Below are 25,839 nucleotides of genomic sequence, written 5' to 3' on the forward strand. Positions count from 1 at the left end.
CGTCCCCTAGGCCACCCAGTGCGGCCGCTCCACCGCCGGAGCCAGCGGAACGCCGTCGTGGAAGGCCGCCGCGAGGCGCCGTACGGCCTCGTCCAGCAGCTCCGGCCCCAGCGTGTACGGAATGCGCAGCCGATGCTCGAACGTCCCCGGATCCACCCCGAACCGCGCCCCCCGCCCGACGTGCACGCCGCAGGCCCCCGCCCGCTCCGCCAGCGCCGAGCCGACCGGCTCCCCCAGGTCCACCCAGAGCGACAGCCCGCCCGGCCCCCGCTCCCACGACCACTCCGGAGTGTGCCGTTCGAGCGCCCGCTCCAATGCCTCCCGCTGCCCCCGCAACTGCGCGAGTCGCGCCGGCAGGGTCCGCTCCAGCCCCTCCAGCAGCGGCTGCGCCACCAGCTGGTCCAGCACCGACCCGGTCATGTCCGCGGCCACCTTCACCGCTGCCAGCTCCGTGATCATCTTCGCGGTGGCCCGTACCCACCCCACCCGCAGCCCGCCCCAGTGCGTCTTGCTGAGCGAGCCGATCGTCACGACGTGTTCCGCCCCGCCCCTGGGCGCCAGCGAGGCCAGCGGCGCGGGCGCCGGCACGTCGAGGGCGATGTCGGCGATGGTCTCGTCGACCACGAGCCACGTCCCGGTCCGCCGCGTCGCGGCCAGCAGCCGCAGCCGCAGCTCCTGCGGCATCAGCAGGCCCGTCGGGTTGTGGAAGTCGGGGACGACGTACGCCAGCCTCGGCACGGTCTGCCGCAGCGTGGACTCGGCGATCTCCATGTCCCAGCCCGCGTCGGAGACCGCGATCGACCCGGTGCGCAGCCGTGCGTGCCGCAGCGCGTCGAGGGCGTTCGCGTACGTGGGGTTCTCGGTCACCACCCGGTCCCCGGGCCCGCACAGCAGGCTCACCACCAGCGAGAACGCCTGCTGGGCGCCGGCGGTGACCAGGATCTGCTCGGGGCGGGTCGCCAGCCCCCGCCGGGTGAACCGCTCGGCGACGGCGCTGCGCAGGTCGGGCAGCCCGAAGGGGTGGTAGCCGGGGCTCCGGGCGAGCCCCGGCAGCCGCGGGGCGGCCCAGGCGAGGGCCTCGGTGAGGCTGTCCTCGGGGGCGCCGAGGGCGGCGATGGCCAGGTCGATCCCGGGATCGCCGTCGGCCTGGTACCCGCCGGATCCGAGCAGCAGGTGCGCGCCGACGGCGCCGTGGCCCTCGGGGAGCTCGGTCCAGGTGCCGGAGCCGCGCCGGCTGCGGACGTAGCCGCTCTCGCGCAGCAGGTCGTAGGCGCCGGTGACGGTGGCGCGGCTGGCGCCGAGCGCCTCGGCGAGCTCGCGCTCGGCGGGCAGCCGTACGCGCAGGGCGATCCGGCCGTCGAGGATCAGCGTCCGCACGGCGTCGGCCAGGGACCGGTAGCCGGGGCGGGCCAGCACCTCGGAGGGCAGCAGCGCCGCGAGCTGGCGACTGCCGAGGGTTCTGTCCGCCGTCTGGACGACTCGCCCGTTTGCCATGCCAACCTCCCCCGATTGGCTCTGCCGACCAGACCAATCGAGGGTCCAGACTCGCGGCATTGGCCCCCGATTGGCAAGGAGACCTTCCATGTCGGCGCAGTTGACCCCGCTGACCCGCCTGACCGACCGCGACGAACGCGCCCTGGTGGCGGCGACGGAGAACCGGATCTCCCGGCCGCTGCGCCTCGGACCCGCCCTGGCCGCCGTACGACGCCTCCTGGCGCGGCGGCCGCGCGCCACGCCGCAGGGGCGAGAATCACTGACATGCCACCCACCACACACTCAAGCCCGAGCCCGGTGATCGCGGGCCTGCTCCTCGCCGCCGGCGGCGGCCGACGCCTGGGGGGCCGCCCCAAGGCCCTGCTCCCGTACCGCGGCCGTCCGCTGGTCGAGAACGCCGTACGGGTGCTGCGCGAGGCGGGCTGCGGTCCGGTCCACGTGGTGCTCGGCGCCTCCGCGGCCGAGGTCCGCGAGCGGGCGGACCTGACCGGCTGCGTGGTCGTGGACAACCCGGACTGGGCGGAGGGCATGGGCTCGTCCCTGCGCGCGGGCCTCGCCTCGCTCGCCGGTACGGGCGCCCGCGCGGCCCTCGTCTCGCTGGTGGACCAGCCGGGCATCGGGCCGGCGGCCGTGGCCCGCGTCCGGGAGGCGTACCGCTCCCCCGCGAGCCTGGCGGCCGCGGCGTACGACGGGGAGCGCGGGCATCCGGTGCTCTTCGGCTCGGACCGCTGGGCGGACATCACGGCGACGGCGGAGGGGGACAAGGGCGCGCGGGTGCACCTGACAGATCACGCGGACGAGCTCACGCTGGTGGAGTGCGGGGACATCGCCGAGGCCTTCGACATCGACACCCCGCCCGACCTGGCACGACTCGCTTGAGCGGCGGTCACGGGGTGGTTGAGCGGGCAGTGACGACGGTGGCACTGAGGGCCACCGGGCGCAGGACTCTGTCGACTCAGAGAATCTCGACATCAACAAACCATTGAACTTCCACCATAAGGAAATTACTATCCACTGGTCAGAAGCGCCCTGAACCCCCAGACGGCGCCCGCGACCGTATCCCGGAACTCTCCACACCCGACGGCACTGCGTGCCGTCCTGCGCGAGCATTCCCCGCGGCCGCCAGGCACCGCCGCTGAAGGAGTGACAGATATGTCCGCACCAGCGCCGTCATCGCTGGCCATCGTCGACGCCGAGCCCCTGCCCCGGCAGGACGAAGTCCTGACCGAGGCGGCCCTCGCGTTCGTGGCCGAGCTCCACCGGCGGTTCACGCCCCGCCGCGACGAGCTCCTCGCCCGCCGCGCCGAGCGCCGCGCCGAAATCGCCCGCACCTCCCACCTCGACTTCCTCCCGGACACCGCACAGGTCCGCGAGGGAGACTGGAAGGTCGCGCCGGCGCCGGCCGCGCTGAACGACCGCCGTGTGGAGATCACCGGTCCGACCGACCGCAAGATGACCGTCAACGCCCTGAACTCGGGCGCCAAGGTCTGGCTCGCCGACTTCGAGGACGCCTCCGCTCCCACCTGGGAGAACGTCGTCCTCGGCCAGCTCAACCTCATCGACGCCTACGAGCGCCGCATCGACTTCACGGACCCGCGCACGGGCAAGTCGTACGCCCTGAAGCCGGCCGAGCAGCTGGCGACCGTCGTGATGCGCCCGCGCGGCTGGCACCTGGAGGAGCGCCACCTCCAGGCCGAGGGCCGGCCGGTCCCGGGCGCGCTGGTCGACTTCGGCCTGTACTTCTTCCACAACGCCAAGCGGCTCATCGAGCTCGGCAAGGGTCCGTACTTCTACCTGCCGAAGACGGAGTCGCACCTGGAGGCGCGCCTCTGGAACGAGATCTTCGTCTTCTCGCAGGACTACGTCGGCATCCCGCAGGGCACGGTCCGCGCGACCGTCCTGATCGAGACCATCACGGCCGCGTACGAGATGGAGGAGATCCTCTACGAGCTGCGCGACCACGCGGCGGGCCTGAACGCGGGCCGCTGGGACTACCTGTTCTCGATCGTGAAGAACTTCCGTGACGGCGGCGAGAAGTTCGTCCTCCCGGACCGCAACGCGGTGACGATGACGGCCCCGTTCATGCGGGCGTACACCGAACTCCTGGTCCGCACCTGCCACAAGCGCGGCGCGCACGCCATCGGCGGCATGGCGGCCTTCATCCCGTCCCGCAAGGACGCCGAGGCCAACCGGGTCGCGTTCGAGAAGGTCAAGGCGGACAAGGACCGCGAGGCCGGCGACGGCTTCGACGGCTCGTGGGTGGCCCACCCCGACCTCGTCCCGATCGCGATGGCCTCCTTCGACGCGGTCCTCGGCGAGAAGCCGAACCAGAAGGACCGGCTGCGCGAGGACGTCTCGGTGGCCCCGGGCGAGCTCATCGCGATCGACTCGCTGGACGCGAGGCCGACGTACGAGGGCCTGCGCAACGCCGTCCAGGTCGGCATCCGCTACATCGAGGCCTGGCTGCGCGGCCTGGGCGCCGTCGGCATCTTCGGCCTGATGGAGGACGCGGCCACGGCCGAGATCTCCCGCTCGCAGATCTGGCAGTGGATCAACGCCGGAGTCGTCTTCGAGCACGACGGCCGGCCCGTGACGGCCACCGCGGACCTCACCCGCGAGCTCGCCGCCGGGGAACTGGCGGCGATCCGCGCCGAGATCGGCGAGGAGGCCTTCGCGGCCGGAAAGTGGCAGCAGGCCCACGACCTCCTCCTCCAGGTCGCCCTGGACGCGGACTACGCGGACTTCCTCACCCTCCCCGCGTACGACCAGCTGGTCGGCTGACCCACACCCCACCCGAACCCCACCTCCGCCCCCCAGGCCCCGCCAGGCCTGGGGGGCGGAGGTGTTTGCGGAACCCGGCCGCGGAAGCGGAACCTTGGCGGCCCGACCGATCGATCGGTTGTTACTCCATCGTAACTTTCCTGTACCTAGCGGTAACAACGCGCGCCGTGTCACCTTTCCGATGCCACCGGCCGGCGGTACCCCCACTTCCCCAGCCATGCACCGGAGTTCGCTTCGGCATCGCCATGGCCGACCGCAGGAGTTCCGCCGTGATCGGATTCCGCAACGCCAGCAAGGACCGGGCCCGTAGTCGAGTGCGACGGCTCGCCGGGGCCGGGATGGTTCTGCCGCTCGCCGCCGGCGCTCTGGTCGCCGGCTCCGCCGGGACCTCCGTGGCCAGTCCCGGGACCGGGCCCACCGCCGTGGTGTCCATGGGCGACAGCTACATCTCCGGCGAGGCCGGCCGCTGGAAGGGCAACAGCCTGACCAACAGCGGGAATCGCACCGGGACGGACCGCGCCTGGGTCTCCGGGAGCACCTACGACCCCGCCAAGGTGTACGGCAGCACCGCCGGGGGCTGCCACCGCTCCGACTCCGCCGAGGTCAAGAGCGCCGGAGCCATCGCCGATGTGGCCGTGAACCTGGCCTGCTCCGGGGCGACTTCGGAGAACGTCTTCCGCGCCTCCAACGGCGGCGTGGCCTTCAAGGGCGAGGCCCCGCAGGCCGATCAGCTCGCCACCGTGGCCCGCGCCAACAACGTCAAGGTCATCGCCCTGTCCATCGGCGGCAACGACCTCGGCTTCGCCGACATCATCAAGGACTGCGCCCTCGACTTCGTCCTGTGGAACTCGTACTGCTACGACGACCAGCAGTACGGGGTCGACGAGAAGATGGACGCGGTGATGGCGAACGTCGGCAAGTCCGTCGACGAGATCCGCGCCGTGATGCGGGCCGCCGGGTACGCCGACTCCGCGTACCGGATCGTGCTCCAGTCCTACCCGTCGCCGATCCCCCGCGGCGCCGAGAACCGGTACACGCAGAGCGACTGGAGCCGCCTCAACACCGGCGGCTGCCCGTTCTGGAACCGGGACTCCGACTGGGCGCGCGATTCGCTCGTGCCGCAGATCGCGGGCCGCCTCAAGGGGGTTGCCGCCGCCAAGGGCGTGCAGTTCCTGGACCTGCGGGACATGATGCAGGGCCGCGAGGTGTGCGCGAAGGCCAGCAAGCAGGTGAGCAGCTCGGCGCCCGCTTCGGCGAAGACGAGCGAGTGGGCGCGCTGGATCGACAGCAGCGAGACGCAGGGGCTGGTGCAGGAGTCGATGCACCCCAACCACTTCGGCCAGCTGGCGCTCGGGCGCTGCCTGAACCTCGCCGTCGCCCAGCCCGCGAACTCCGCGTCGAGCTGCAAGAACACCGCCGGAGCGGACCAGACGGGCATGTTCCTGACGTCCGCCCCCTGATGACCGCGTTCCGGTCCGGGGCGCCTGCGGAGGTTTCCGCGGGCGCCCTTCGCCGTTCGCTCAGCCGCGTACGGCGGCCAGCGCCTCGTCGTACAGGGACGCCAGGTCGGCGCTGCCGCCGCTGCGGACCCAGGCCTCGGTGGCGGCGTCCACGCAGGCGAAGACGGTGGCGGTCACGGCCGCGGCGCGCACCTGCGGGACCGGGCCCTCCCCGGCGGCCATCCGGGCCGTGACGGCGGGCTGGACGAGCTCCTGCCAGCGCAGCCGCTTCTGCGTGTAGCGGGCGCGCAGTGGCGGGGTGTGGAAGATCAGCGTCGTGATCTCGAGCAGCTGCCCGGGGTCTCCGTGCGCCTCCATGAGCACCTCGAAACCGGCGCGCAGGGCCTCCCACGGGGTGGCGGCGGCCGGCTGGGCCTCCACCGTCGCGCGCAGCAGCTCCCCGAGCTCCTCCTGCTCTCCGCAGACGATGTCCTCCTTGGTACCGAAGTACCGGAACAGCGACCGCTGGGAGATGCCCGCCTCCTTGGCGATCTGCGCGATGGTCGTGGCCTCGTACCCCTGCTCGGCGAAGAGCCGCATGGCGGTGTCGAAGATGCTCGCGACCACGGCCTGCCGGGAGCGGTCCCACAGGCTCGGCTGCGTTGCGGTTGTCCCCATCGGGCCAGCATATAGGCGGACCGCCAGCCTGACCCTTACTGTCCGCTTGGCAGTCACTGCCACCCGGGCATAGAGTGATGACAAGACGTTGTCATCCCATGGGCAGGAGCCACTGTGAACGCGGTCGACTACCGAGGCAGGACCACCCTGATCACCGGCGCGAGCTCGGGCCTGGGCGCCGAGTTCGCACGCCAGCTCGCCGCGCGGGGATCCGACCTGGTGCTCGTCGCCCGCCGGGAGGACCGCCTGAAGGCGCTCGCCGCGCAGCTGTCGGCGGCCCACGGCGTCTCGGTGGAGCCGCTCGCCATGGACCTGGCCGTCGACGGGTGCGGCGAGTTGCTGGCCGCCGAGGTCGAACGGCGCGGGATCACGGTCTCCAGCGTCATCAACAACGCCGGCTTCGGCACGTACGGGCTCTTCCACGAGGAGGATCCACAGCGGGTCCGCCAGGAGGTGGCCCTCGACGTGACGGCCGTCGTCGACATCAGCCGGGCCTTCATCGGCCCGCTGCGCAGCCGCGGCGAGGGCGTCCTGGTCAACCTCGCCAGCGCGGCCGCCTACCAGCCCGTCCCGAACATGGCCGTCTACGGCGCCACCAAGGCCTTCGTGCTCAGCTTCACCGAAGCCCTCTGGCAGGAGTCCCGAGGTACCGGGCTGCGCGTCATGGCACTGTCGCCCGGCGCGACGAAGACGGAGTTCTTCGACGTCGTCGGCACGGAGAACGCCACCGGCGGTACCAGGATGCAGACCTCCGAGGAGGTCGTGCGGACCGCGCTGAAGGCGCTGGACCGGCGGAACCCGCCGCCGAGCGTGGTGTCCGGGGCGATGAACCGGATCATGGCCCTCAGCGGACGGTTCGCGAGCCGCCGCACGGTCGTGCGGATCGTGGGCCGGATGACCTCGCCGCGGACCCCCGCACGGGCAAGGGCCGCAGCGTAGGAGCTGCGCTGCGCGCGGCGGTCGAGGGCCGGATGCCGCACGAGCTGTTCTCCGCCCGTCGGCACACCCACCGCGCGCTGGACGACGCCGTCGAGCAGGCGGAGCTGATGAGCAACCAACGGCCGGTGCGTACGCCACACCCGCAGTGGGTGGCGTGCGCACCGGCCGGGAGCGGCCCGCGGGGGCCGGGTCAGTGCACCGGGACCGGTTCCGGCGAGGCCGCCGGCGCCCGCTGGGCGCCGAAGTGGTTGAAGGCCAAATTGAGCGCGATGGCCACCACGCAACCGGTGCTGATGCCGGAGTCCAGGACGACCAGCAGGTCCTTCGGGAACGCGTGGTAGAAGTCCGGCGCCGCGATCGGGATCAGGCCGATGCCGACCGAGGCGGCGACGATCAGGGCGTTCTCGCCCTTCTCCATGGCGGCGCCCGCCAGGGTCTGGATGCCGCTGGCCGCGACCGAGCCGAACAGGACGATGCCGGCGCCGCCGAGGACCGGCAGCGGGACCACTCCGATGACGGAGGCCGCCATCGGGCACAGGCCCAGCAGGATCAGGATGCCGCCGCCCGCGGCGACGACGAACCGGCTGCGCACCTTGGTCATCGCGACGAGCCCGATGTTCTGCGCGAAGGCGCTGCACATGAAACCGTTGAACAGCGGGCTGAGCGCGCTGCCGAGGGTGTCGGCGCGCAGTCCGCCCTCGATGGTCTTCGCGTCCGCCGGCCGGCCCACGATCTTGCCCAGCGCCAGGATGTCGGCGGTGGACTCGGTCATGCACACCAGCATCACGATGCACATGGACACGATGGCCGCGACCTGGAACTGCGGTGCGCCGAAGTGGAAGGGGGTCGGAAAGCCCACCAGGGAGGCGTTCTTGACGGAGTCGAAGCTGGTCATCCCCAGCGGGAGCGCGATGAGCGTGCCGGCCACCAGGCCGAGCAGGATCGAGATCTGCTGCAGGAAGCCGCGCAGGAACTTGCGCATCAGCAGCACGATGACGAGGGTGACGGCCGCCATGCCGATGTGCTTCATCGAGCCGTAGTCGGCGGCGGTCCGGTTGCCGCCCTGCGACCAGTTGAAGGCCACCGGCAGCAGGGACACCCCGATCAGGGTGATGACCGTACCGGTGACGACCGGCGGGAAGAAGCGGACGAGCTTCCCGAAGTACGGGGCGGCGAAGAAGCCGACGGCCCCCGCGACGATGATCGCGCCGAAGATGACGGGGATGGCGTCCGCGCCCTCCCCCTTGCCTATGGCGATCATCGGGGTCACACCGGCGAACGAAACGCCGTTGACGAAGGGGAGTTTGGCGCCGATCTTCCAGAAGCCGAGGGTCTGGAGGAGGGTGGCGAGGCCGGCGGTGAAGAGCGAGGCGCCCATCAGGAACGCCGTCTCGGTCGCGGAGAGTCCGACGGCAGGGCCGACGATCATGGGCGGGGCGACGACACCCGCGTACATGGCGGCCACGTGCTGGAGGCCGCTCGTGAACATCTTCAGAGGAGGCAGGGTCTCGTCGACCGGGTGCTTCTCCTCCGGTACTGCGACTGCATCTTTGCGAAACCTGGGCGTGTGGGCCACGGCTTCCTCCGGTCGGGTAACACGTCGGCAGGGACGTGGGTGTCTTGGAGGTGGTGCGAACGCTGTGCGAGTCGAGCCGGTATGGAGTTGTGGATGTGATGCGGGGGACGCGCTTCTCGCCCGGGGGTCTTCTTGCCCGGGGTGCTTCTTGCTCAGGAAGTGCGGAAACGATTCGCCCAAACCGTTCCGGCCGAACGGTGGCACGAGTCACCGCCCCCGGGAACGCCCTCGGAAAACCTCGGGCGCTACCCGGGAACAGCTGCCGCGGACCCCGCTCGGGTCCGCGGCGACCGGCCGGGGGCCGTCCCCCCCGGCCGGACTCCGGGGGATCAGCCCTGCGCGGTGATGCGCGCCAGGCGCTGGGCCTCTTCGCGGGTGGACACCGCGATGGCGTCCTCGTCGGCGAAGAGGAGCCGGTTGTTCTCGACGATCTGCTTGCCGTTGACGAACGACGCCGTCACCGGGGCGGCCGCACCGAAGACCAGCGCGGTGACCGGGTCGGCGATCGAGGAGTGCAGGAAGGTGCTGATGTTCCAGAGCACCAGGTCGGCGCACTTGCCGGCTTCCAGCGAACCGATGTTGTCGCTGCGGCCGAGGACCTGCGCGCCGCCGTACGTACCGAGGCGCAGGGCCTGGCGGGCGTTGAGCGCGGCCTCGCGGTGGACCGGGTTCAGCCGGTTGATGAGCAGCGCGTTGCGCAGCTCGGTGTGCAGCTCACCGGACTCGTTGGAGGCGGTGCCGTCCACGCCGAGGCCGACCGGTACGCCGGCCGCCAGCATGTCCGGGACGCGGGCGATGCCGGCGGCCAGACGGGCGTTGGAGGACGGGCAGTGCGCGACACCGGTCTTGGTACGGGCGAACGCGGCGATGTCGGAGTCGTTCATGTGGACGCTGTGCGCCATCCACACGTCCTCGCCGAGCCAGCCGGTCGACTCGAAGTAGTCGGTCGGGCCCATGCCGAAGAGTTCGTGGCAGAACTTCTCCTCCTCGACGGTCTCGCTGCCGTGCGTGTGCATGCGCACGCCGAGGCGGCGGGCCAGCTCGGCGCCCTGCTTCAGCAGCTCGGTGGAGACCGAGAAGGGGGAGCAGGGGGCGACGGCGACCTGGGTCATCGCGTCGAAGGAGGCGTCGTGGTACTTCTTCACGGTCGCCTCGGTGTCGGCGAGCGCACCTTCGAGGGTCTCGACGGCGTGGTCCGGCGGCAGGCCGCCGTCCTTCTCGCTGCGGTCCATCGAGCCGCGGGCGAGGGTGAAGCGGACGCCCATCTCGGACGCGGCGCGGATGATCGAGCCGGAGAGGTCGCCCGCGCCCTTCGGGTACACGTAGTGGTGGTCCATCGCGGTGGTGACACCACCGCGGGCCATCGCGGCGAGGGAGCCCTGGGCGGCCGAGTAGGCCATCTGCTCGTCGATGCGCGCCCACGTCGGGTACAGCGCGACGAGCCAGTTGAAGAGGTTGTGGTCGGTGGCCAGGCCACGCGTGATCCACTGGTAGAAGTGGTGGTGCGTGTTGACCAGACCGGGAGTCACGAGGTGCCCGGTGCCGTCGATGCGGCGGACGACGTTGTCGAGGTTCTCGGGGGCCTTGCCCGCACCGATGGACTCGATCTTGTTGCCGGCGATGACGATGTGACCCGAGGCGTACTCGGTGTCGTTCGCATCGACGGTTGCGATCGCGCAGTTCTCGATGACGATGCGCTCTACTGCGCCGTCCTGGGCTGCCGATGCTGCCATGGGACTTCCTCGTGCTTTCAGTGGCGGTGCGGGCACGGCAAAACCCAGGGGATTTGAGTGCCGGAGCCGGGGGCCTGACAGCTGACAGTACTGTCGCCCCGTGCGTTGCGTCCGGGTGCCGATTCAGGAAGTGGGGGGCGTGTCGTGCGGCCCCGGGGCCACTGCGGGGCCCCGGGACGCGCGTGCCGCGCTCAGAGGTTGGTCATGTCCACGGGGATGCGGGCGTCCACGCCGTCCCGCAGGATCGTGGCCTCGATCAGACCGTACGGACGGTCCGCGGCGAAGTAGACCTCGTTGTCGTTCTTGAGGCCGAAGGGCTCCAGGTCGACGAGGAAGTGGTGCTTGTTCGGGAGCGAGAAGCGGACCTCGTCGATCTCCGAACGGTGGTTGATGATGCGCGAACCCATCTGGTACAGGGTCTGCTGCAGCGAGAGGGAGTAGGTCTCCGCGAAGGCCTGGAGCATGTGCTTCTTGGTCTCGGCGTAGGACTTCTCCCAGTTGGGCATCCGCTGCTCGTCGTCGGTCCAGTTGAAGCGCCAGCGACCCGACACCTGGGTGGCCAGGATGCGGTCGTACGCCTCCTGCAGGGTCGTGTACTTGTCCTTCACGTAACCCCAGAACTCGGAGTTCGTGGAGTTCATGACGATCAGGTCCTTGAGGCCGGAGATGACCTCCCAGTTCTGGCCGTCGTACGTGATCTGGGTGACGCGGGTCTCCATGCCCTTGCGGACGAAGGAGTGGTTCACCTCGTCGGAGCCGATGAACTTGGAGTTGGCGTCCGAGGTGGCGATCCGGTCCCAGGCGTACTCCTCGATCCGGATGCGCGCCTTCTGGATCGGCTCCTGGCTGTTCACGAACCAGCGCGCCAGGTGGATGCCGAACTGCTCGGCGGACTCGATGCCGTACTCCTTGGCGAACGCGTACACCGTGTTCTTGGTGGTGTCCGTCGGCAGGACGTTGGCGTTCGAGCCGGAGTAGTGGACGTCGTCCATGTCGCCGGAGAGGGCGACCGAGACGTTCAGGTCCTTGATGTGGTGGGTGTCGCCGTCCCGCGTGATCTTGACGACGCGGTTCTCTGCTTTGCCGTACTGGTTCTGGCCCAGAATCGTGGCCATGCTAGCTCCCTCGGTAAACGGAGTAGCCGAACGGGTTGAGCAGCAGCGGTACGTGGTAGTGCTCGCCGGGAGTGACCGCGAACGTGATCGTCACTTCCGGGAAAAACGCACCGCTGTCCCTTACGCGGGGGGCGTCCTGCTGCGCCTCGGCTTGCTTCTCGGAACTGTGCTTACTAAAGAAGTACGTCTCGGTCTCGAAGTCGAGACGTACGTGGGTGGTGCCCTCCGGCAGCGCCGGCAGGTCCTTGCATCGCCCGTCCGTATCGGTGGCGGAGCCGCCCAGGGCCGCCCACTCGCCGTCACGTCCCGTACGGGCCGACAGGGAGATGGCGACGCCCTCGGCGGGACGTCCGATGCTGGTGTCCAGGATGTGCGTGGACACCGACGCGGTGGTCTCGGTGCTCATGCTCACGCTCCTTCTTCTGCGAGTTCGACGAGGCGGGTCAGTCGGATCCGGTTGATCTTCACCAGCTCGCCGCGGGCGATCTCCCGCTCCTGCTCCGGCGAATTGTCGATCCGGACCTTGACCGCGTCCCGCATGAACTCACCGGTCGCACCGGTGGCGCAGATGAGGAAGACGTGGCCGAACTTCTCCTGGTACGCCAGGTTCAGTTCGAGGAGCTCGTTCTTGAGCTCCTCCGACGCGCCGGCCATGCCGCGCTGCTCGCGGGCGGAGGTCGGGTCTCCCGGCTTCGGCCGGCCGATCGGCGCGTGGCCTCCCATCGCCTCGGCCAGGTCCGCGGCGGTGAGCTCCGCCATGGCGGACTCGTTGGCCGAAAAGAGGGCTTCGGCATCGGCGAAGGGGCGCTGCGCGAGCAGCTTGCCGCCCCATGCCGAACTGGCGCACACCTCGTGCAGCTCGGCCGCGGCCGCACTGTCGTCCAAGGCGTTGAACCGGGTGAGACCCGGGGTCGGACTCGAAGTCACGGTAGGCCTCCGTGGCCTGTTGTTGCTTGACGGGCTGCGCATAGCTAACGCCCTCGACAACACGGCGTCAACACTTTGTTGAAACTTCCCGTACACAAAAGCCGCCGCCCGGATGAATGGGGCGGCGGCTCGTCACGAAGGGTCAAGCAGGTTTCACGCTTGGTTGTCTTTGTTTGCGTTTTCCCTGTTCAGGTAGTTGTAGACCGTGAAACGGCTTACGCCCAGGGCGCCCGCGACCGTCTCCACACCGTGCCGCACGGAGAAGGCGCCCCGCGCCTCCAGTATCCGTACGACGTCCTGCTTGGTCTTCCGGTCGAGCTGTGACAACGGTACGCCGTGCCGGCGCTCCAGCGCCGCCAGGATCCGCTCCAGCGAATCGGACAGCTGGGGCAGCCGTACGGCCAGCAGGTCCTGACCCTCCCAGCTGAGCACGACGTCGTCGGGCTGCGCCAGGGCCGGATCCATCAGCTCGCCGCCCATCGCGTCGACCAGCGGCTTGACCGCGGTGACGAACGGGTGGTCGCGGGGCTCGGTCATGGGGTGTCCTCCCCGATCACGTTGACCTGGAGCGAGACGCGCGTGGCGCCGGACTCCAGCGAGTCGCGCAGCAGCGCGGCCACCGCGGTCAGCACCGCGTCGGCGTCACCCTCGGCGGTATTGCCGAACGGGCCCACGTCGACCGCGTCCAGTCGGGCCTTCTGGATGACCTCGCGAGCGGCCACGGCATGGGCGGGGGCCTCTTCGAGATCGAAGGGCTCGGTCGTGAACTCCACTCTCAATCGCACGCTGGTCAAGCTACCTCCCGGTCATGATTTTTCGGCAGTCCGGGCTTGACATCCACGCAGAAGCCCATGCAGTCTTCCATCAAGCAGAAACTAACTTCCGCAATACGGAAGGAGCGCACACCCCTCATGGGATACACGGACCAGCGCTTCGATGTGAACCTTTCGATCCTCTTCACGGAACTCCCGCTTCTGGAGCGCCCCGCGGCAGCCGCCGCGGCGGGCTTCACCGCGGTCGAGCTGTGGTGGCCCTGGATCGAGACCCCCACCCCCGCTCAGGCGGAGCTCGACGCCCTCAAGAAGGCTCTTGAGGACGCCGGCACGCAGCTGGTGGGCCTGAACTTCTACGCCGGCCGGCTGCCGGGCCCGGACCGCGGCGCGGTCTCGGTACCCGGTGAGGAGTCGGACCGCTTCAACGCCAACATCAACGTGGCCGCGGACTTCGCCGCCTCGGTGGGCTGCAAGGCGCTGAACGCCCTGTACGGCAACCGCGTCGAGGGTGTGGACCCGGCCGTCCAGGACGAGCTCGCCCTGGAGAACCTGGTCGTGGCGGCCCGGGCCGCCGACCGCGTCGGCACGATCCTGCTGATCGAGACCCTCAACAAGCCCGAGTCGCCGCTCTACCCGCTGGTGAGCGCCCCGGCCGGCATCGAGGTGGTGGACAAGGTCAACGAGGCCACCGGCCTCGGGAACGCCAAGTTCCTGCTCGACCTGTACCACCTGGCGATGAACGATGAGGACCTCTCCGAGGTCATCGAAAAGTACGCCGCCAAGACCGGGCACGTCCAGATCGCGGACAAGCCCGGACGCGGCGCCCCCGGCACCGGCGAGCTGCCCCTCGAGGAGCTGCTCGACCAGCTGGAGAAGGCCGGGTACCGGGGCTACGTAGGCCTCGAGTACAAGGCCGCCGACGCCGCCGCCTCCTTCGCGTGGCTCCCGGCCGAGGCCCGCGCCGCCCAGTAGGCGGACAAAGTCCGGGCGATCAGCCAGGCACCTCACGAACTTTTCGTACAAAGCATTAAGAGAAGGACCCTCATCATGAGCACGCTCCCCAACATCGCCTGGATCGGCCTCGGCATCATGGGCTCCCCCATGGCCGAGAACCTCCTGAAGGCCGGCTACTCGGTCACCGGCTTCACGCTGGAGCAGGACAAGCTCGACCGCCTGGCCGCCGCCGGCGGCACCGCGGCCGGCTCGATCGCCGAAGCCGTCAAGGACGCGGACGTCGTCATCACGATGGTGCCGGCCTCCCCGCACGTCGAGGCCATCTCGTACGGCGAGAACGGCATCCTGGAGAACGCGAAGTCCGGCGCGCTGATCATCGACATGTCGTCGATCACCCCGCAGACCTCGATCGACCTCGCCAAGAACGCCGCCGAGAAGGGCATCCGCGTCATCGACGCCCCGGTGTCCGGCGGCGAGGCCGGCGCCATCGAGGCCGTCCTGTCGATCATGGTCGGTGGCGAGAAGGCCGACTTCGACGCGGCCCTGCCGATCCTCGAGACCCTCGGCAAGACCATCGTGCTCTGCGGTCCGCACGGCTCCGGCCAGACGGTGAAGGCCGCCAACCAGCTCATCGTCGCCGTCAACATCCAGGCGTGCGCCGAGGCCGTGGTCTTCCTGGAGAAGTCCGGCGTGGACCTGAACGCCGCCCTGGACGTCCTCAACGGCGGTCTGGCCGGCTCCACGGTGCTGACCCGCAAGAAGGACAACTTCCTGAACCGCGACTTCAAGCCCGGCTTCCGGATCGACCTGCACCACAAGGACATGGGCATCGTCACCGACGCCGCCCGCAACGTCGGTGCGGCCCTCCCGGTCGGCGCGGTCGTCGCCCAGCTGGTCGCCTCGCTGCGCGCCCAGGGTGACGGCGGCCTGGACCACTCCGCCCTGCTCCGTGCGGTCGAGCGCCTCTCCGGCGCCCAGATCTGAGCAGTCCCCCTCTCGCAGGGGCCCTGAGTTTCCGGATGGTGCCGGTGCTGACACCTGTCCTGTCGCGCCCAAGCGCCGGCACCGTCCGGATCACCTCTCACCATCTTTGTTCAACAAACTGTTGACGCTGCGTTCGGCCTGAAATTAGGCTGTTCCGCATGACGGAAGACGCTTTCCGTCAGCAGGTTTCCCGTACGGAAGGTCACCATGTCGAAGCGCACGCTGACGACCGAGTCCGGCGCCCCGGTCGCCGACAACCAGAACTCCGCCACCGCCGGCGTCGGTGGCCCGCTCCTGATCCAGGACCAGCAGCTCCTGGAGAAGCTGGCCCGCTTCAACCGGGAGCGCATACCGGAGCGCGTGGTGCACGCCCGCGGCTCGGCCGCGTACGGCTACTTCGAGGTGACCGACGACGTCACCGGTTACACCAGCGCCGCGTTCCTGAACACGGTCGGCAAGAAGACCGAGACCTTCCTGCGCTTCTCCACCGTCGCCGACTCGCTCGGTGGCGCGGACGCGGTCCGCGACCCGCGCGGCTTCGCCCTGAAGTTCTACACCGAAGAGGGCAACTACGACCTCGTCGGCAACAACACCCCGGTGTTCTTCATCAAGGACCCGATCAAGTTCCCCGACTTCATCCACTCCCAGAAGCGCGACCCCTTCACGGGCAAGCAGGAGCCGGACAACGTCTGGGACTTCTGGGCGCACGCCCCCGAGGCGACGCACCAGATCACCTGGCTCATGGGTGACCGCGGCATCCCGGCCTCGTACCGTCACATGAACGGCTACGGTTCGCACACCTACCAGTGGACGAACGCGCAGGGCGAGGCCTTCTTCGTCAAGTACCACTTCAAGACGAACCAGGGCATCCGCTGCCTGTCGGGCGAGCAGGCCGCCGAGCTCGTCGGCAAGGACGCCAACTCGCACCAGACCGACCTGCTCCAGGCGATCGAGCGCGGCGTGAACCCGAGCTGGACGCTGTACGTCCAGATCATGCCGGCCGCCGAGGCCGCGGACTACCGCTTCAACCCGTTCGACCTCACCAAGGTGTGGCCGCACAGCGACTACCCGCTGCAGCGCGTGGGCCGTCTGGTCCTCGACCGCAACCCGGACAACGTCTTCGCCGAGGTCGAGCAGTCCGCCTTCTCCCCGAACAACTTCGTCCCGGGCATCACCGCCTCGCCGGACAAGATGCTCCAGGGCCGCCTTTTCGCGTACGCCGACGCCCAGCGCTACCGCCTCGGTGTGAACCACACCGTGCTGCCGGTCAACGCCCCGAAGGCGACGAAGGCAGACAACTACGGCCGCGACGGCGTCATGGCGCTGCGCAACGGCTCGCGCCACGACAAGAACTACGAGCCCAACTCGTACCAGGGCCCCGCCGAGACCGGTCTCGCGCTCGGCGCCCCCAAGGCCGTCTCCGGCTACACGGGCACCCACGAGGCCCCGGCCCACACCAAGGACGACGACTTCTTCCAGGCCGGTGAGCTCTACCGCCTGATGTCGGAGGCCGAGAAGCAGCGCCTGGTGGCGAACATCGCCGGCGGCCTGTCTCAGGTCACCCTGGAGGACGTCATCGAGAAGAACCTGGCTCACTTCCACGCCGCCGACGCCGACTACGGCAAGCGCGTCGAGGAGGCCGTCCGCGCCCTGCGCGACGCCTGAGCCTGAAAGCTGCACCGGGGACCTGGCGGGAGGTCAGGTCCCGGGTGCCGAGCCCGAACCGCGGACCCGGATGAGGGGTGGTACGCGGTAAGGGCCGGACGAGGGCCGCGACGGGCGTGTGAGCCAGTGCGGTGGTAATGGGTGCCGAGGCCCGTCTCTTGACCTGAGGGAGACGACGCCGGAGCTCTCGTCACCGCCCGTCGCGGTCCCAGCCGCACTCCACACCTCCCTCCTCATGTACGGGGGGCCACGCACAGAGCCCCCTCTGCATGAGCCGCATGCTCCGCCCGGCGGCGCGAACGTCCTGTCGCGCCAGCCTCGCACCGTCGGGCGGTCACACTCAAAGCGCCGGGTCACGGACGGTCCCGTGACCCGGCGCTTTGTCATGCGCGGCGGTCGTCGATCTCCACGGACAGGTACGGCCACGCGTTCGTGAGAGCGGCCAGTTCACCGCGTGCCGGACCGCCGCCCGTTGCGAGCGTCGCCCCCAGGCGATCGGCGGGGCTGAAGTGGACCGTCGTACCCGTCGTGCCGTCGCCGTCGACCGGTGTCAGGCCGGTGACGGGAACGCCGTGCTCGTAGCACTGCACCCAGGATCCGCCCGCGCGGCGGTTGGTGTGGACGAGCCGTTCGCTCAGCGCCGCCACGACGGACATGCCGCGCCGCGGGTGGCCGTCGGGCAGGACCTGCGCCCCGGGGTGGTCGAAGAACCGGAGGTCCTTCGTCGCCATGACCGGCTTCTTCACCGGCCGGCCCCGATCGTCGAGGCGGGTGTCCGTGCCCCGGCCATCGTCCGCCACGGACACCGATCCGTCGGCATGGAGCGTCACGGTGCAACGCCCTCCACCCGAGCACTCGGCCTCGTCGGCCGCGTACGCGACGACTTCGAGCAGCAGATGGCGAACGCCGCCCGGAGCGAACAGGGCCGGGTCCCGGCGGATGCGCGCGAGGTGCTCGGCGTCCACGGAGCGTGACCAGTCGTGCGTCGTGTTGCACCAGGGGGCCGATGATCTGTCCATCGCAGCAGTATGCCCACCCGGTGCCTCCCGTCAGGCGCGGGTCCGGCGGGGAAGCCGGATGGACAGGCCCAGGGCCGCCGCCAGGAGGGCCGCCGTCACCAGGGCCGTCGCGGAGAGCGCCGCCGCGGGGGCGCGGCCGTGGTCCGTGAAGGCCGACCAGACCGTGACCAGCAGGGCCACCCCGACCGCGTTGGCCAGTTGCTGCGCGGCGTTGAGCACACCGGACGCGGAGCCCACCTCCGGTTCGGACACGCCCGCCAGGATCACGTCGAAGAGCGGTGGAATCACCAGGCCCATGCCGAGCCCGGTGACGAAGGTGCCCGGGACCAGCCGCCAGCCGTCGCTCGCCCCGCCGGCCGTGGCGGCGAGCACTCCCAGCCCCACCGCGGTCAGGACGATTCCGCACTGGATCACCACCCGGCCGTGCCTGCGGGCCAGCGCCCCCGCCGGGCCCGCGGCGACCGCGATGCCCAGCGCCATGGGGGCGATCGCGTACCCGGCGCCCTGCGGCGAGAGGCCGAGCGGGCCCTGGAGGAACAGGGACAGCACCATCATCAGGCCGGTGAACGAGGCGAAGAAGGCGACCGCGACGAGGATGCCGCCGGTGTAGCCCCGGTTGGTCAGCAGACTCGGGGTCATCAGCGGCGAGGGCCGGCGGTGTTGGAGCCGTACGAAGAGCAGGAAGCCGAGGGGGCCCGCAGCCAGCAGGGCGAACACCCAGGCCGGCCACCCCAGTTCACGCCCCTCCACCAGTGGGTACACCAGCGCCCCGGATGCCGCCCCGGCCAGCAGCACGCTCGGTACGTCGATGCGCAGACCCGCATCGGGCGCGCCGCGCGGGACCCACCGGAGCGCGCCGGCCAGCGCCGCCAGCCCCAGCGGCAGGTTGACCAGGAACACCATCCGCCAGCCGGTGCCGAAGAGGTCGGCGCCCGCCAGGAGTCCGCCCACCACCGGGCCGCCGACGGCGCACAGGCCCATCACCGGGCCGAACAGGCCGAAAGCCTTGCCCAGTTCCGCCTCGGGGAAGGTCTCCTTGATGATCCCGAAGCCCTGCGGCAGCAACAGCGCACCGCATGCGCCCTGCAGCGCCCGGGCCGCGATCAAGGACCCCGGCCCCGGGGCGAGCGCGCAGAGCGCGGAGGCCAGGGTGAACCCGGCCGCGCCGATCAGGAAGAGCGGGCGCCGCCCGTACCGGTCCCCCAGCCGCCCGGCGGTGATCAGCAGGACGGCGAACGGCAGGGTGTACGCGGCTCCGAGCCACTGGGCGGTCTCCCGGCCCCCGCCGAGGTCGGCGGCGATGGCGGGGGCGGCGACCCCGGTGATGGTGGCGTCGAGGAGGTCCATGACCTCGGCGATGAGGACGACGGCCAGCACCGCCCAGCGCCGCGGATGCGGATGGGAATGGAGATGGGGATGGGGATGGGGATGGGGATGTGGATGTGGATGTGGATTCGGGTTGAGGCATGGCTGTGCCATGGACGGACTCCCCCTTGGTGACGGATGGTCGACGAACGGTGTTCGTTACGAACAACGTTCGCCACGAACACCGTTCGCTGTCAAGTGCTAGCCTGTCGCCATGGATTCGCCGGCCCGCCGCAAGAGCACCCGCACCCGCCCCTCCAAACCCCCGCTCGGCGAACGGGCCGTCGTCGATGCCGGCCTGCGCGTCCTGCGCCGCGAGGGCCTGGACGCCGTGACCATGCGGAAGGTCGCCGCCGAGCTGGACACCGGGCCCGCCTCGCTCTACGTCTACGTCGCCCAACGCGAGGAGCTGCTGCGCCTGATGCTCGACGCCGTGATCGCGACGGTGCCGCTCCCGGCGCTCCCCGCTCCGCCCCCCGGAGACTGGCGCGAGCGCCTCGCCGGGCTGATCACCGACGTGGTCCACACCCTCAATGCCCACCCCGGCATCGGGCGGGTCTCCCTCGGCTCCATCCCGACCGGCCCCGCCTGGCTCGACCTCTTCGACCGGATCCTCGGACTCCTACTGGCCGGCGGGGTCGACCGCCAACGCGCAGCCTGGGGGTGCGATCTGATCGCCCTGCACATCGGGGCCGTCACGTACGAGGTCGCCGTCGCGCAGCCGGCGCACGGCGACGGCCCCGACGCCCTCCAGGGCGCCCTGGAGAGCCGCCACGCCCAGGCCTCCATCGAGGACCGGCTCGCCGCGCTGGACCCCGAACGGCATCCGCATCTTGCCGCCAGCACCGCCGAGTTGACGGCCGGCCCCGCCGCCGCCCGACTCGCCCTCGGCATCGAGGTGCTGATCAGCGGCCTGGCCCCTTCGTAGGGCAACGGCGCGAGGCACGACGCGGAGCGGCCCCCGTTCCTCCTCACGGAGGGACGGGGGCCGCTCGTACGAACTACGAACTACGAACTACGAACTACGAACTACGAATTGCGAACTGCCGTCAGACGGACAGCGGGCGGATCGCGGTCGGGGCGTGGCCCGGCTCGGTCGCGAGCTCCTCGAACTCGGTGACGTCGCTCATGTCGACCGTCTTGCTCATCGCGATGTTGGTGACGCGCTCCAGGATGGCCTCGACGACGACCGGGACCTGGAACTCCTGGGCCAGCTTCTTGGCCTCCTCGAAGGCCTCGCCCAGCTTGTCCGGGTCGGTGACGCGGATGGCCTTGACGCCCAGGCCCTCGGCCACCTTGACGTGGTCGACGCCGTAGACGCCCAGCTCAGGGGTGTTGATGTTCTCGAACTCGAGGTTGACCTCGAAGTTGATGCCGAGGCCGCCCTGCGCCTGGCGGATCAGGCCCAGGTAGGCGTTGTTCACGAGGACGTGGACGTAGGGGACCTTGTGCTGGGCGGCGACCGCCAGCTCCTCGATCATGAACTGGAAGTCGTAGTCGCCCGAGAGCGCGACGATCGGGGTCTGCGGGTCGGCGGTGGCGGCACCGATCGCGGCCGGGATGGTCCAGCCGAGGGGGCCGGCCTGGCCGCAGTTGATCCAGTGGCGCGGGCGGTAGACGTGCAGGAACTGCGCGGCCGCGATCTGGGAGAGGCCGATGGTGGTGACGTAGCGGGTCTCCGGGCCGAAGGCCTTGTTCATCTCCTCGTAGACGCGCTGCGGCTTCAGGGGGATGTTGTCGAAGTGCGTACGGCGCTGCAGGGTGGCCTTGCGCTCCTGGGCGGAGGCGGCCCAGGCGGAGAAGTCCGGCAGCTTGCCCGCGGCCTTGAGCTCCTTGGCGACCTCGATGAAGAGCTCCAGCGCGGCCTTGGCGTCCGAGGCGATGCCGAAGTCCGGGGCGAAGATCTTGCCGAGCTGGGTCGGCTCGATGTCGACGTGGACGAACTTGCGGCCCTTGGTGTAGGCGTCCAGGTTGTAACCGGTGTGACGGTTGGCCCAGCGGTTGCCGATGCCGAAGACGAAGTCCGACTCCAGGAAGGTCGCGTTGCCGTAGCGGTGCGCGGTCTGGACGCCGACCATGCCGGCGGCCAGCTCGTGGTCGTCCGGGATGGCGCCCCAGCCCATGAGGGTGGAGATGACGGGGACGCCGGTCAGCTCGGCGAACTCGACCAGCAGGTCGGTGGCGTCGGCGTTGATGATGCCGCCACCGGCGACGATCAGCGGACGCTCGGACTCCAGCAGGAACTGAAGGGCCTTGACGGCCTGGGCACGCGAGGCCTGCGGCTTGTAGACCGGCAGGGGCTGGTAGGTCTCCGGGTCGAACTCGATCTCGGTCAGCTGGACGTCGATCGGGAGATCGATGAGGACCGGGCCCGGACGGCCGGAGCGCATCAGGTGGAAGGCCTGCTGGAACACGCCGGGGACCTGCGCGGCCTCCAGGACGGTGGTCGCGGCCTTGGTGACCGGCTTGGCGATCGAGGCGATGTCGACGGCCTGGAAGTCCTCCTTGTGGAGCTTCGAGACCGGAGCCTGACCGGTGATGCACAGGATCGGGATCGAGTCCGCGATGGCCGAGTACAGACCCGTGATCATGTCGGTGCCGGCCGGACCCGAGGTGCCGATGCAGACGCCGATGTTGCCCGCCTTGGCACGGGTGTACCCCTCGGCCATGTGCGAGGCGCCCTCGACGTGTCGGGCCAGCGTGTGACTGATGCCGCCCACGTTCTTGAGCTCGCGGTAGAACGGGTTGATCGCAGCACCAGGGACACCGAACGCTTGTTCGACACCCTCGAGCTTGAGGATCTCCACTGCAGCGGCGGCGGCTGTCATACGAGGCATCGAGTTCTCCTGCGGGTCGGGCGGTCAGGCGGTCGGGCGGCCAAGCTGCTTCCGGATTCCGGGGCGTTTCCGTAATGCGGAAGTTTTGTTCTGCTATACGGAACAAGCTAAGCGGCGCGTCACGGCGCGTCAAGCAGCTTCAGAACCCCGGAACACACCAAAAGCCGCGGGTCGCACGAGCGACTTGTACGAACGACCGGGACGCGGCCGAATATCAGCGGAAAATCGAGGGCACACCCGCCCCGTCGGTGGCCGGTGGTGGAGCATGGGTCTACGCACGGCGACGGAGGGCGGCACTCATGGCGGAAGCGGTACCGGTGCGCTGCCCGGCATGCCTGCGCGAGAACGACTACGCCGCCCCGGTCTTCCCGTGCGCGTGCGGAAGTCCGGTCGTCCCGCCACTGGATCCGGACGCGGCGCCCCTGCCGCTGACGCACCGCACCTGGTCGGACACGTGGGTGGCGGTGCGCTGCGCGTCCTGCGGGCTGGTGGGCGAGTGGCCGCATCCGGAGGTGGGGTGCGCCTCCTGCGGGACGGTGGTGCGGATTCCGGTGCGTCCGGTGGAATCCGGGCCCGCCCGGGGTGGCGGCGTACGGGACGGGCTGCGTCCGCGTCCGGACGTACGGGGAGAGGTACGGGAGGACGTACGGGAGCAGGGGCGCCCGGCCGCCCCCGCCGACGCCGGCGGATCCGCCCCCGGGCGGCCTTCGGCAGCCCCCGGGCCGCGGCCCGCGTTCCGCCCGGTGACCATCCGTACCGCCCGGGACGCGGTGGCGACGGCCGCGCTGTACCTGCGGTGGCTCGGCTTCCGAGACGTCCGCCGGCCCGACGGACAGCCCATCCCCTCGGCGGCCGTGGACCTGCGGGCCCCCGGCCTGGTGGCCCAGGTGGACCCGACCACCGCGCCGGCCGGGCTGCGGGCCGTGGAGTGCGTCTGGCTGAACGGGCTGACGGCCTCCGCGACCAGCGTCTACTTCTCCCTGGCCGGGTACACGCAGGACGCCCGCTCCCGCGCCGACGACCTGGGTGTACCGCTGTTCGTCATGGACCTCACGGGCGTGCCGCAGCCGGTCAACGACCCGGCGGACGCCCTGGTGGGCAGGGGCGCGTAGGGCGGTTCCGGGGCCTGCGCGGGCCCGGCCGACCGGCTCCGTCGGCCCGCGGGGCAGGACGTAGGCTCGGAGCACATGGCGGAACACGCATCCGTATCTGTGCCGAGGAGAGCCCGATGAGCCTGTACGACATCCCGCTGACCACCCTGTCCGACGAGCCCACCAGCCTGGCGGCCCACAAGGGCAAGGCGATCCTGCTGGTGAACACCGCCTCGCAGTGCGGTCTCACCCCGCAGTACTCGGGACTGGCCCGGCTGCAGTTCGCGTACGAGGAGAAGGGCTTCACCGTCATCGGCGTGCCCTGCAACCAGTTCGGCGGGCAGGAGCCCGGCACCGCCGACGACATCGCGACCTTCTGCGCGGCCGGCTTCGGCGTGACCTTCCCGATGCTGGAGAAGACCGAGGTCAACGGCGAGAACCGGCACCCGCTGTACACGGAGCTGGTGAAGACCGCGTACGCCGACGGCGAGGCGGCCGAGGACATCCAGTGGAACTTCGAGAAGTTCCTGATCTCCCCCGCCGGCGAGGTCGTCGCGCGCTTCCGGCCGAGCGTCGAGCCCGAGGCCCCCGAGGTCGTCGCGGCGATCGAGGCGCAGCTGCCGGCGTAGCGGATCATGCGGGGGGCGGGCCGGCCGTGCGGTCGGCCCGCCCCGGGCCGTACCGGTACGCGGTAGTCGCTACGAGGTATCCGGTACTCCGTACGGGGTGCGGGTGCGGGCTGCTCAGCCGAGCTCGGCCTCGTCGTACTCCGCCCCCGAGCCGGCCGCGGTGAGCTCCCGCAGCTCCACCCGGCGGATCTTGCCGGACACGGTCTTCGGGAGCTCCGCGAACTCGATGCGGCGGATCCGCTTGTACGGGGAGAGCACGGCGCGGGAGTGCGCGAAGAGCGCCCGGGCGGTCTCCGGCCCGGGCTCCCAGCCGGCGGCGAGCGCGATGTACGCCTTCGGCACGGCGAGGCGCAGCGGGTCGGGGGCCGGGACCACGGCGGCCTCGGCGACGGCCTCGTGTTCGAGCAGTGCGCTCTCCAGCTCGAACGGGCTGATCTTGTAGTCCGAGGCCTTGAAGACGTCGTCCGAGCGCCCGACGTAGGTGAGGTGGCCCGCCTCGTCGCGCGAGGCGATGTCCCCGGTGCGGTAGAGCCCGTCGGCCATGGCCTCGGTGGTGCGCTCGGGGTCGTCCCGGTAGCCGGTCATCACCCCGGCGGGCCGGGTGCGCAGGTCCACGCAGAGCTCGCCCTCGTCGGGGGACTCCTTGCCGGTGACGGGGTCGAGCAGCACGATCTCGTATCCGGGCGCGGGGCGCCCCATCGAGCCGGGCTTGACCGGGACGCCGGGGAAGTTGCCGACCTGGAGGGTGGTCTCGGTCTGCCCGAACCCGTCCCGGATGGTGAGGCCCCAGGCCTCGCGGACCTTCTCGATGACCTCGGGGTTGAGCGGCTCGCCCGCGGCCACGGCCTCGCGCGGAGGCGTGCGGAGCCGGGTGAGGTCGGACTGGATCAGCATCCGCCAGACGGTGGGCGGGGCGCAGAAGGTGGTCACGCCGTGCCGGTCCATCTCCGCCATCAGGCGTTCCGCGTCGAAGCGCGCGTAGTTGTGGACGAAGACGGTGGCCCCGGCGTTCCACGGGGCGAAGAGGTTGGACCAGGCGTGCTTGGCCCAGCCCGGCGAGGCGATGTTGAGGTGCACGTCGCCGGGGCGCAGCCCGAGCCAGTACATGGTGGAGAGGTGCCCGATGGGGTACGAGGCGTGCGTGTGCTCGACGAGCTTGGGGCGGGCGGTGGTGCCGGAGGTGAAGTACAGCATCAGCGGGTCGGTGGCCAGGGTCTCGCCGTCCGGGCTGAACTGGGCGTCCGCCCCGTACATGTCCTCCAGCCGCCGCCATCCGGTGGGGACGTCCGCTCCGGCGGCGATGCGGGTGTAGGTGCCGGGGACCTCGTCGAACTTGCCGGTGTCCTCGGCGCGCACGATGACGTGGCGTACGTCTCCGCGCTCGATGCGGTCGCGCAGGTCCGCCGCGCCGAGGAGGGGCGTGGCGGGGATGACGACGGCCCGCAGTTTCATCGCGCCGAGCATGACCTCCCACAGCTCGCGCTGGTTGCCGAGCATGACCAGGAGCCGGTCGCCGGCCGCGACGCCCTGCTCGCGCAGCCAGTTGGCGGCGGAGGCCGACCGTACGGAGAGCTCCCCGAAGGAGACGCACCGGCTGGTGCCGTCCTCCTCGACGATGCGCAGGGCGTCGGCGCCGTTGCCCTCGGCGATGTGGTCGAACCAGTCCAGGGCCCAGTTGAAGCGCTCGGGGCGGGGCCAGGTGAATCCGGCGTGGGCGGCTTCGTAGTCCCCGCGGCGTTCGAGCAGGAAGTCGCGTGCGGCCAGGAACTCGGCGGTGGCGCCGGTGTTGTGCGTCATGGAAGGCATCGTGCCGTGCCGCCCGTACGCCCCACCAGAGCGA

At 70.5% G+C, this 25,839-nt stretch carries 24 protein-coding genes; 11 read left to right on the plus strand and 13 right to left on the minus strand.

Features of this window, described 5'->3' with window-relative positions; all coding sequences use genetic code 11:
* Positions 1-6: 6 nt before the first annotated feature.
* Positions 7-1,494, minus strand: coding sequence for a MocR-like transcription factor YczR (gene yczR, locus K7B10_RS10375; RefSeq protein ID WP_229335821.1), 1,488 nt, complete (start codon positions 1,492-1,494; stop codon positions 7-9).
* 88 nt (positions 1,495-1,582) lie between these two features.
* Here yczR and K7B10_RS10380 point away from each other — a divergent pair, with 88 nt between their 5' ends.
* From K7B10_RS10380 to K7B10_RS10395, 4 genes are all read left to right on the plus strand, one after another.
* Entirely contained in the window at positions 1,583-1,795 is a 213-nt protein-coding gene (locus tag K7B10_RS10380; protein ID WP_229335822.1) for a hypothetical protein, read from the plus strand.
* Complete coding sequence (locus tag K7B10_RS10385; protein WP_229335823.1) at positions 1,759-2,373, plus strand: nucleotidyltransferase family protein; 615 nt, start codon at positions 1,759-1,761, stop codon at positions 2,371-2,373. Before K7B10_RS10380 ends, K7B10_RS10385 begins: the two co-directional genes overlap by 37 nt.
* A gap of 273 nt (positions 2,374-2,646) precedes the next feature.
* Positions 2,647-4,275, plus strand: a complete 1,629-nt coding sequence (gene aceB, locus K7B10_RS10390; protein ID WP_229335824.1) for a malate synthase A — start codon at positions 2,647-2,649, stop codon at positions 4,273-4,275.
* Positions 4,276-4,544: 269 nt separating this feature from the next.
* On the plus strand, positions 4,545-5,735 hold the full coding sequence (locus tag K7B10_RS10395; protein WP_229335825.1) for a GDSL-type esterase/lipase family protein: 1,191 nt from the start codon (positions 4,545-4,547) through the stop codon (positions 5,733-5,735).
* A gap of 60 nt (positions 5,736-5,795) precedes the next feature.
* On the opposite strand, the gene K7B10_RS10400 is transcribed toward K7B10_RS10395, so the two are convergent.
* The gene (locus K7B10_RS10400) at positions 5,796-6,392 is read right to left on the minus strand and encodes a TetR/AcrR family transcriptional regulator (protein ID WP_229335826.1); all 597 of its coding nucleotides are present in this window, start codon (positions 6,390-6,392) and stop codon (positions 5,796-5,798) included.
* Positions 6,393-6,506: 114 nt separating this feature from the next.
* Here K7B10_RS10400 and K7B10_RS10405 point away from each other — a divergent pair, with 114 nt between their 5' ends.
* The gene (locus tag K7B10_RS10405) at positions 6,507-7,331 is read left to right on the plus strand and encodes an SDR family NAD(P)-dependent oxidoreductase (RefSeq protein WP_229335827.1); all 825 of its coding nucleotides are present in this window, start codon (positions 6,507-6,509) and stop codon (positions 7,329-7,331) included.
* Between the two features lie 190 nt (positions 7,332-7,521).
* Here K7B10_RS10405 and K7B10_RS10410 read toward each other — a convergent pair whose 3' ends face one another.
* The 7 genes from K7B10_RS10410 to K7B10_RS10440 all read right to left on the minus strand — a co-directional run bounded on the left by K7B10_RS10410 (position 7,522) and on the right by K7B10_RS10440 (position 13,467).
* The gene (locus K7B10_RS10410; protein WP_229335828.1) at positions 7,522-8,907 is read right to left on the minus strand and encodes a nucleobase:cation symporter-2 family protein; all 1,386 of its coding nucleotides are present in this window, start codon (positions 8,905-8,907) and stop codon (positions 7,522-7,524) included.
* A 329-nt stretch (positions 8,908-9,236) separates the two neighbouring features.
* Positions 9,237-10,640: an 8-oxoguanine deaminase gene (locus tag K7B10_RS10415; RefSeq protein WP_229335829.1), complete on the minus strand. Its 1,404-nt coding sequence runs from the start codon at positions 10,638-10,640 to the stop codon at positions 9,237-9,239.
* A gap of 191 nt (positions 10,641-10,831) precedes the next feature.
* A complete protein-coding gene (gene pucL, locus K7B10_RS10420) occupies positions 10,832-11,755 on the minus strand; it encodes a factor-independent urate hydroxylase (RefSeq protein ID WP_048478357.1) in 924 nt (307 codons plus the stop codon).
* A 1-nt stretch (position 11,756) separates the two neighbouring features.
* On the minus strand, positions 11,757-12,161 hold the full coding sequence (gene uraH, locus K7B10_RS10425) for a hydroxyisourate hydrolase (protein WP_229335830.1): 405 nt from the start codon (positions 12,159-12,161) through the stop codon (positions 11,757-11,759).
* Between the two features lie 2 nt (positions 12,162-12,163).
* Entirely contained in the window at positions 12,164-12,682 is a 519-nt protein-coding gene (gene uraD, locus K7B10_RS10430; RefSeq protein WP_229335831.1) for a 2-oxo-4-hydroxy-4-carboxy-5-ureidoimidazoline decarboxylase, read from the minus strand.
* A 153-nt stretch (positions 12,683-12,835) separates the two neighbouring features.
* The gene (locus K7B10_RS10435; RefSeq protein WP_229335832.1) at positions 12,836-13,219 is read right to left on the minus strand and encodes a helix-turn-helix domain-containing protein; all 384 of its coding nucleotides are present in this window, start codon (positions 13,217-13,219) and stop codon (positions 12,836-12,838) included.
* Positions 13,216-13,467, minus strand: a complete 252-nt coding sequence (locus tag K7B10_RS10440; protein WP_229335833.1) for a YkoF family thiamine-binding protein — start codon at positions 13,465-13,467, stop codon at positions 13,216-13,218. The genes K7B10_RS10435 and K7B10_RS10440 overlap by 4 nt, the downstream gene beginning before the upstream one ends.
* Before the next feature lie 126 nt (positions 13,468-13,593).
* On the opposite strand from K7B10_RS10440, the gene K7B10_RS10445 reads away from it, so the two are divergent.
* From K7B10_RS10445 to K7B10_RS10455, 3 genes are all read left to right on the plus strand, one after another.
* Positions 13,594-14,427, plus strand: coding sequence for a TIM barrel protein (locus K7B10_RS10445; protein WP_229335834.1), 834 nt, complete (start codon positions 13,594-13,596; stop codon positions 14,425-14,427).
* Between the two features lie 75 nt (positions 14,428-14,502).
* Positions 14,503-15,393 carry a 2-hydroxy-3-oxopropionate reductase gene (locus K7B10_RS10450; protein WP_229335835.1) on the plus strand — a complete coding sequence of 297 codons (891 nt, stop codon included), beginning with the start codon at positions 14,503-14,505 and terminating at the stop codon, positions 15,391-15,393.
* Positions 15,394-15,600: 207 nt separating this feature from the next.
* A complete protein-coding gene (locus K7B10_RS10455) occupies positions 15,601-17,058 on the plus strand; it encodes a catalase (RefSeq protein WP_229335836.1) in 1,458 nt (485 codons plus the stop codon).
* 383 nt (positions 17,059-17,441) lie between these two features.
* On the opposite strand, the gene K7B10_RS10460 is transcribed toward K7B10_RS10455, so the two are convergent.
* Together K7B10_RS10460 and K7B10_RS10465 are read right to left on the minus strand one after the other, a co-directional pair.
* A complete protein-coding gene (locus K7B10_RS10460; RefSeq protein WP_229335837.1) occupies positions 17,442-18,077 on the minus strand; it encodes an ATP-binding protein in 636 nt (211 codons plus the stop codon).
* A gap of 30 nt (positions 18,078-18,107) precedes the next feature.
* Positions 18,108-19,556, minus strand: coding sequence for an MFS transporter (locus K7B10_RS10465; protein WP_267501365.1), 1,449 nt, complete (start codon positions 19,554-19,556; stop codon positions 18,108-18,110).
* A gap of 100 nt (positions 19,557-19,656) precedes the next feature.
* Here K7B10_RS10465 and K7B10_RS10470 point away from each other — a divergent pair, with 100 nt between their 5' ends.
* On the plus strand, positions 19,657-20,370 hold the full coding sequence (locus K7B10_RS10470; RefSeq protein WP_229335839.1) for a TetR/AcrR family transcriptional regulator: 714 nt from the start codon (positions 19,657-19,659) through the stop codon (positions 20,368-20,370).
* A 121-nt stretch (positions 20,371-20,491) separates the two neighbouring features.
* Here K7B10_RS10470 and gcl read toward each other — a convergent pair whose 3' ends face one another.
* The gene (gcl, locus tag K7B10_RS10475) at positions 20,492-22,279 is read right to left on the minus strand and encodes a glyoxylate carboligase (protein WP_229335840.1); all 1,788 of its coding nucleotides are present in this window, start codon (positions 22,277-22,279) and stop codon (positions 20,492-20,494) included.
* A 299-nt stretch (positions 22,280-22,578) separates the two neighbouring features.
* On the opposite strand from gcl, the gene K7B10_RS10480 reads away from it, so the two are divergent.
* Both K7B10_RS10480 and K7B10_RS10485 read left to right on the plus strand, forming a co-directional pair.
* Positions 22,579-23,391: a hypothetical protein gene (locus tag K7B10_RS10480; RefSeq protein ID WP_229335841.1), complete on the plus strand. Its 813-nt coding sequence runs from the start codon at positions 22,579-22,581 to the stop codon at positions 23,389-23,391.
* Between the two features lie 116 nt (positions 23,392-23,507).
* The gene (locus K7B10_RS10485; protein WP_229335842.1) at positions 23,508-23,999 is read left to right on the plus strand and encodes a glutathione peroxidase; all 492 of its coding nucleotides are present in this window, start codon (positions 23,508-23,510) and stop codon (positions 23,997-23,999) included.
* A gap of 114 nt (positions 24,000-24,113) precedes the next feature.
* On the opposite strand, the gene K7B10_RS10490 is transcribed toward K7B10_RS10485, so the two are convergent.
* The gene (locus tag K7B10_RS10490) at positions 24,114-25,796 is read right to left on the minus strand and encodes an AMP-binding protein (RefSeq protein ID WP_229335843.1); all 1,683 of its coding nucleotides are present in this window, start codon (positions 25,794-25,796) and stop codon (positions 24,114-24,116) included.
* Positions 25,797-25,839: the final 43 nt, after the last annotated feature.

The organism is Streptomyces flavotricini (assembly GCF_020639365.1).
In the GTDB taxonomy this organism is placed as follows: Bacteria; Actinomycetota; Actinomycetes; order Streptomycetales; family Streptomycetaceae; genus Streptomyces; species Streptomyces flavotricini.

Bases quoted from the DNA above. Each gene is read 5' to 3' on its own strand.
- yczR (WP_229335821.1), bottom strand. From the start codon at position 1,494: ATGGCAAACGGGCGAGTCGTCCAGACGGCGGACAGAACCCTCGGCAGT.
- K7B10_RS10380 (WP_229335822.1), top strand. From the start codon at position 1,583: ATGTCGGCGCAGTTGACCCCGCTGACCCGCCTGACCGACCGCGACGAA.
- K7B10_RS10385 (WP_229335823.1), top strand. From the start codon at position 1,759: ATGCCACCCACCACACACTCAAGCCCGAGCCCGGTGATCGCGGGCCTG.
- aceB (WP_229335824.1), top strand. From the start codon at position 2,647: ATGTCCGCACCAGCGCCGTCATCGCTGGCCATCGTCGACGCCGAGCCC.
- K7B10_RS10400 (WP_229335826.1), bottom strand. From the start codon at position 6,392: ATGGGGACAACCGCAACGCAGCCGAGCCTGTGGGACCGCTCCCGGCAG.
- K7B10_RS10415 (WP_229335829.1), bottom strand. From the start codon at position 10,640: ATGGCAGCATCGGCAGCCCAGGACGGCGCAGTAGAGCGCATCGTCATC.
- pucL (WP_048478357.1), bottom strand. From the start codon at position 11,755: ATGGCCACGATTCTGGGCCAGAACCAGTACGGCAAAGCAGAGAACCGC.
- uraH (WP_229335830.1), bottom strand. From the start codon at position 12,161: ATGAGCACCGAGACCACCGCGTCGGTGTCCACGCACATCCTGGACACC.
- K7B10_RS10435 (WP_229335832.1), bottom strand. From the start codon at position 13,219: ATGACCGAGCCCCGCGACCACCCGTTCGTCACCGCGGTCAAGCCGCTG.
- K7B10_RS10445 (WP_229335834.1), top strand. From the start codon at position 13,594: ATGGGATACACGGACCAGCGCTTCGATGTGAACCTTTCGATCCTCTTC.
- K7B10_RS10450 (WP_229335835.1), top strand. From the start codon at position 14,503: ATGAGCACGCTCCCCAACATCGCCTGGATCGGCCTCGGCATCATGGGC.
- K7B10_RS10455 (WP_229335836.1), top strand. From the start codon at position 15,601: ATGTCGAAGCGCACGCTGACGACCGAGTCCGGCGCCCCGGTCGCCGAC.
- K7B10_RS10460 (WP_229335837.1), bottom strand. From the start codon at position 18,077: ATGGACAGATCATCGGCCCCCTGGTGCAACACGACGCACGACTGGTCA.
- K7B10_RS10465 (WP_267501365.1), bottom strand. From the start codon at position 19,556: ATGGCACAGCCATGCCTCAACCCGAATCCACATCCACATCCACATCCC.
- K7B10_RS10470 (WP_229335839.1), top strand. From the start codon at position 19,657: ATGGATTCGCCGGCCCGCCGCAAGAGCACCCGCACCCGCCCCTCCAAA.
- gcl (WP_229335840.1), bottom strand. From the start codon at position 22,279: ATGCCTCGTATGACAGCCGCCGCCGCTGCAGTGGAGATCCTCAAGCTC.
- K7B10_RS10480 (WP_229335841.1), top strand. From the start codon at position 22,579: ATGGCGGAAGCGGTACCGGTGCGCTGCCCGGCATGCCTGCGCGAGAAC.
- K7B10_RS10485 (WP_229335842.1), top strand. From the start codon at position 23,508: ATGAGCCTGTACGACATCCCGCTGACCACCCTGTCCGACGAGCCCACC.
- K7B10_RS10490 (WP_229335843.1), bottom strand. From the start codon at position 25,796: ATGACGCACAACACCGGCGCCACCGCCGAGTTCCTGGCCGCACGCGAC.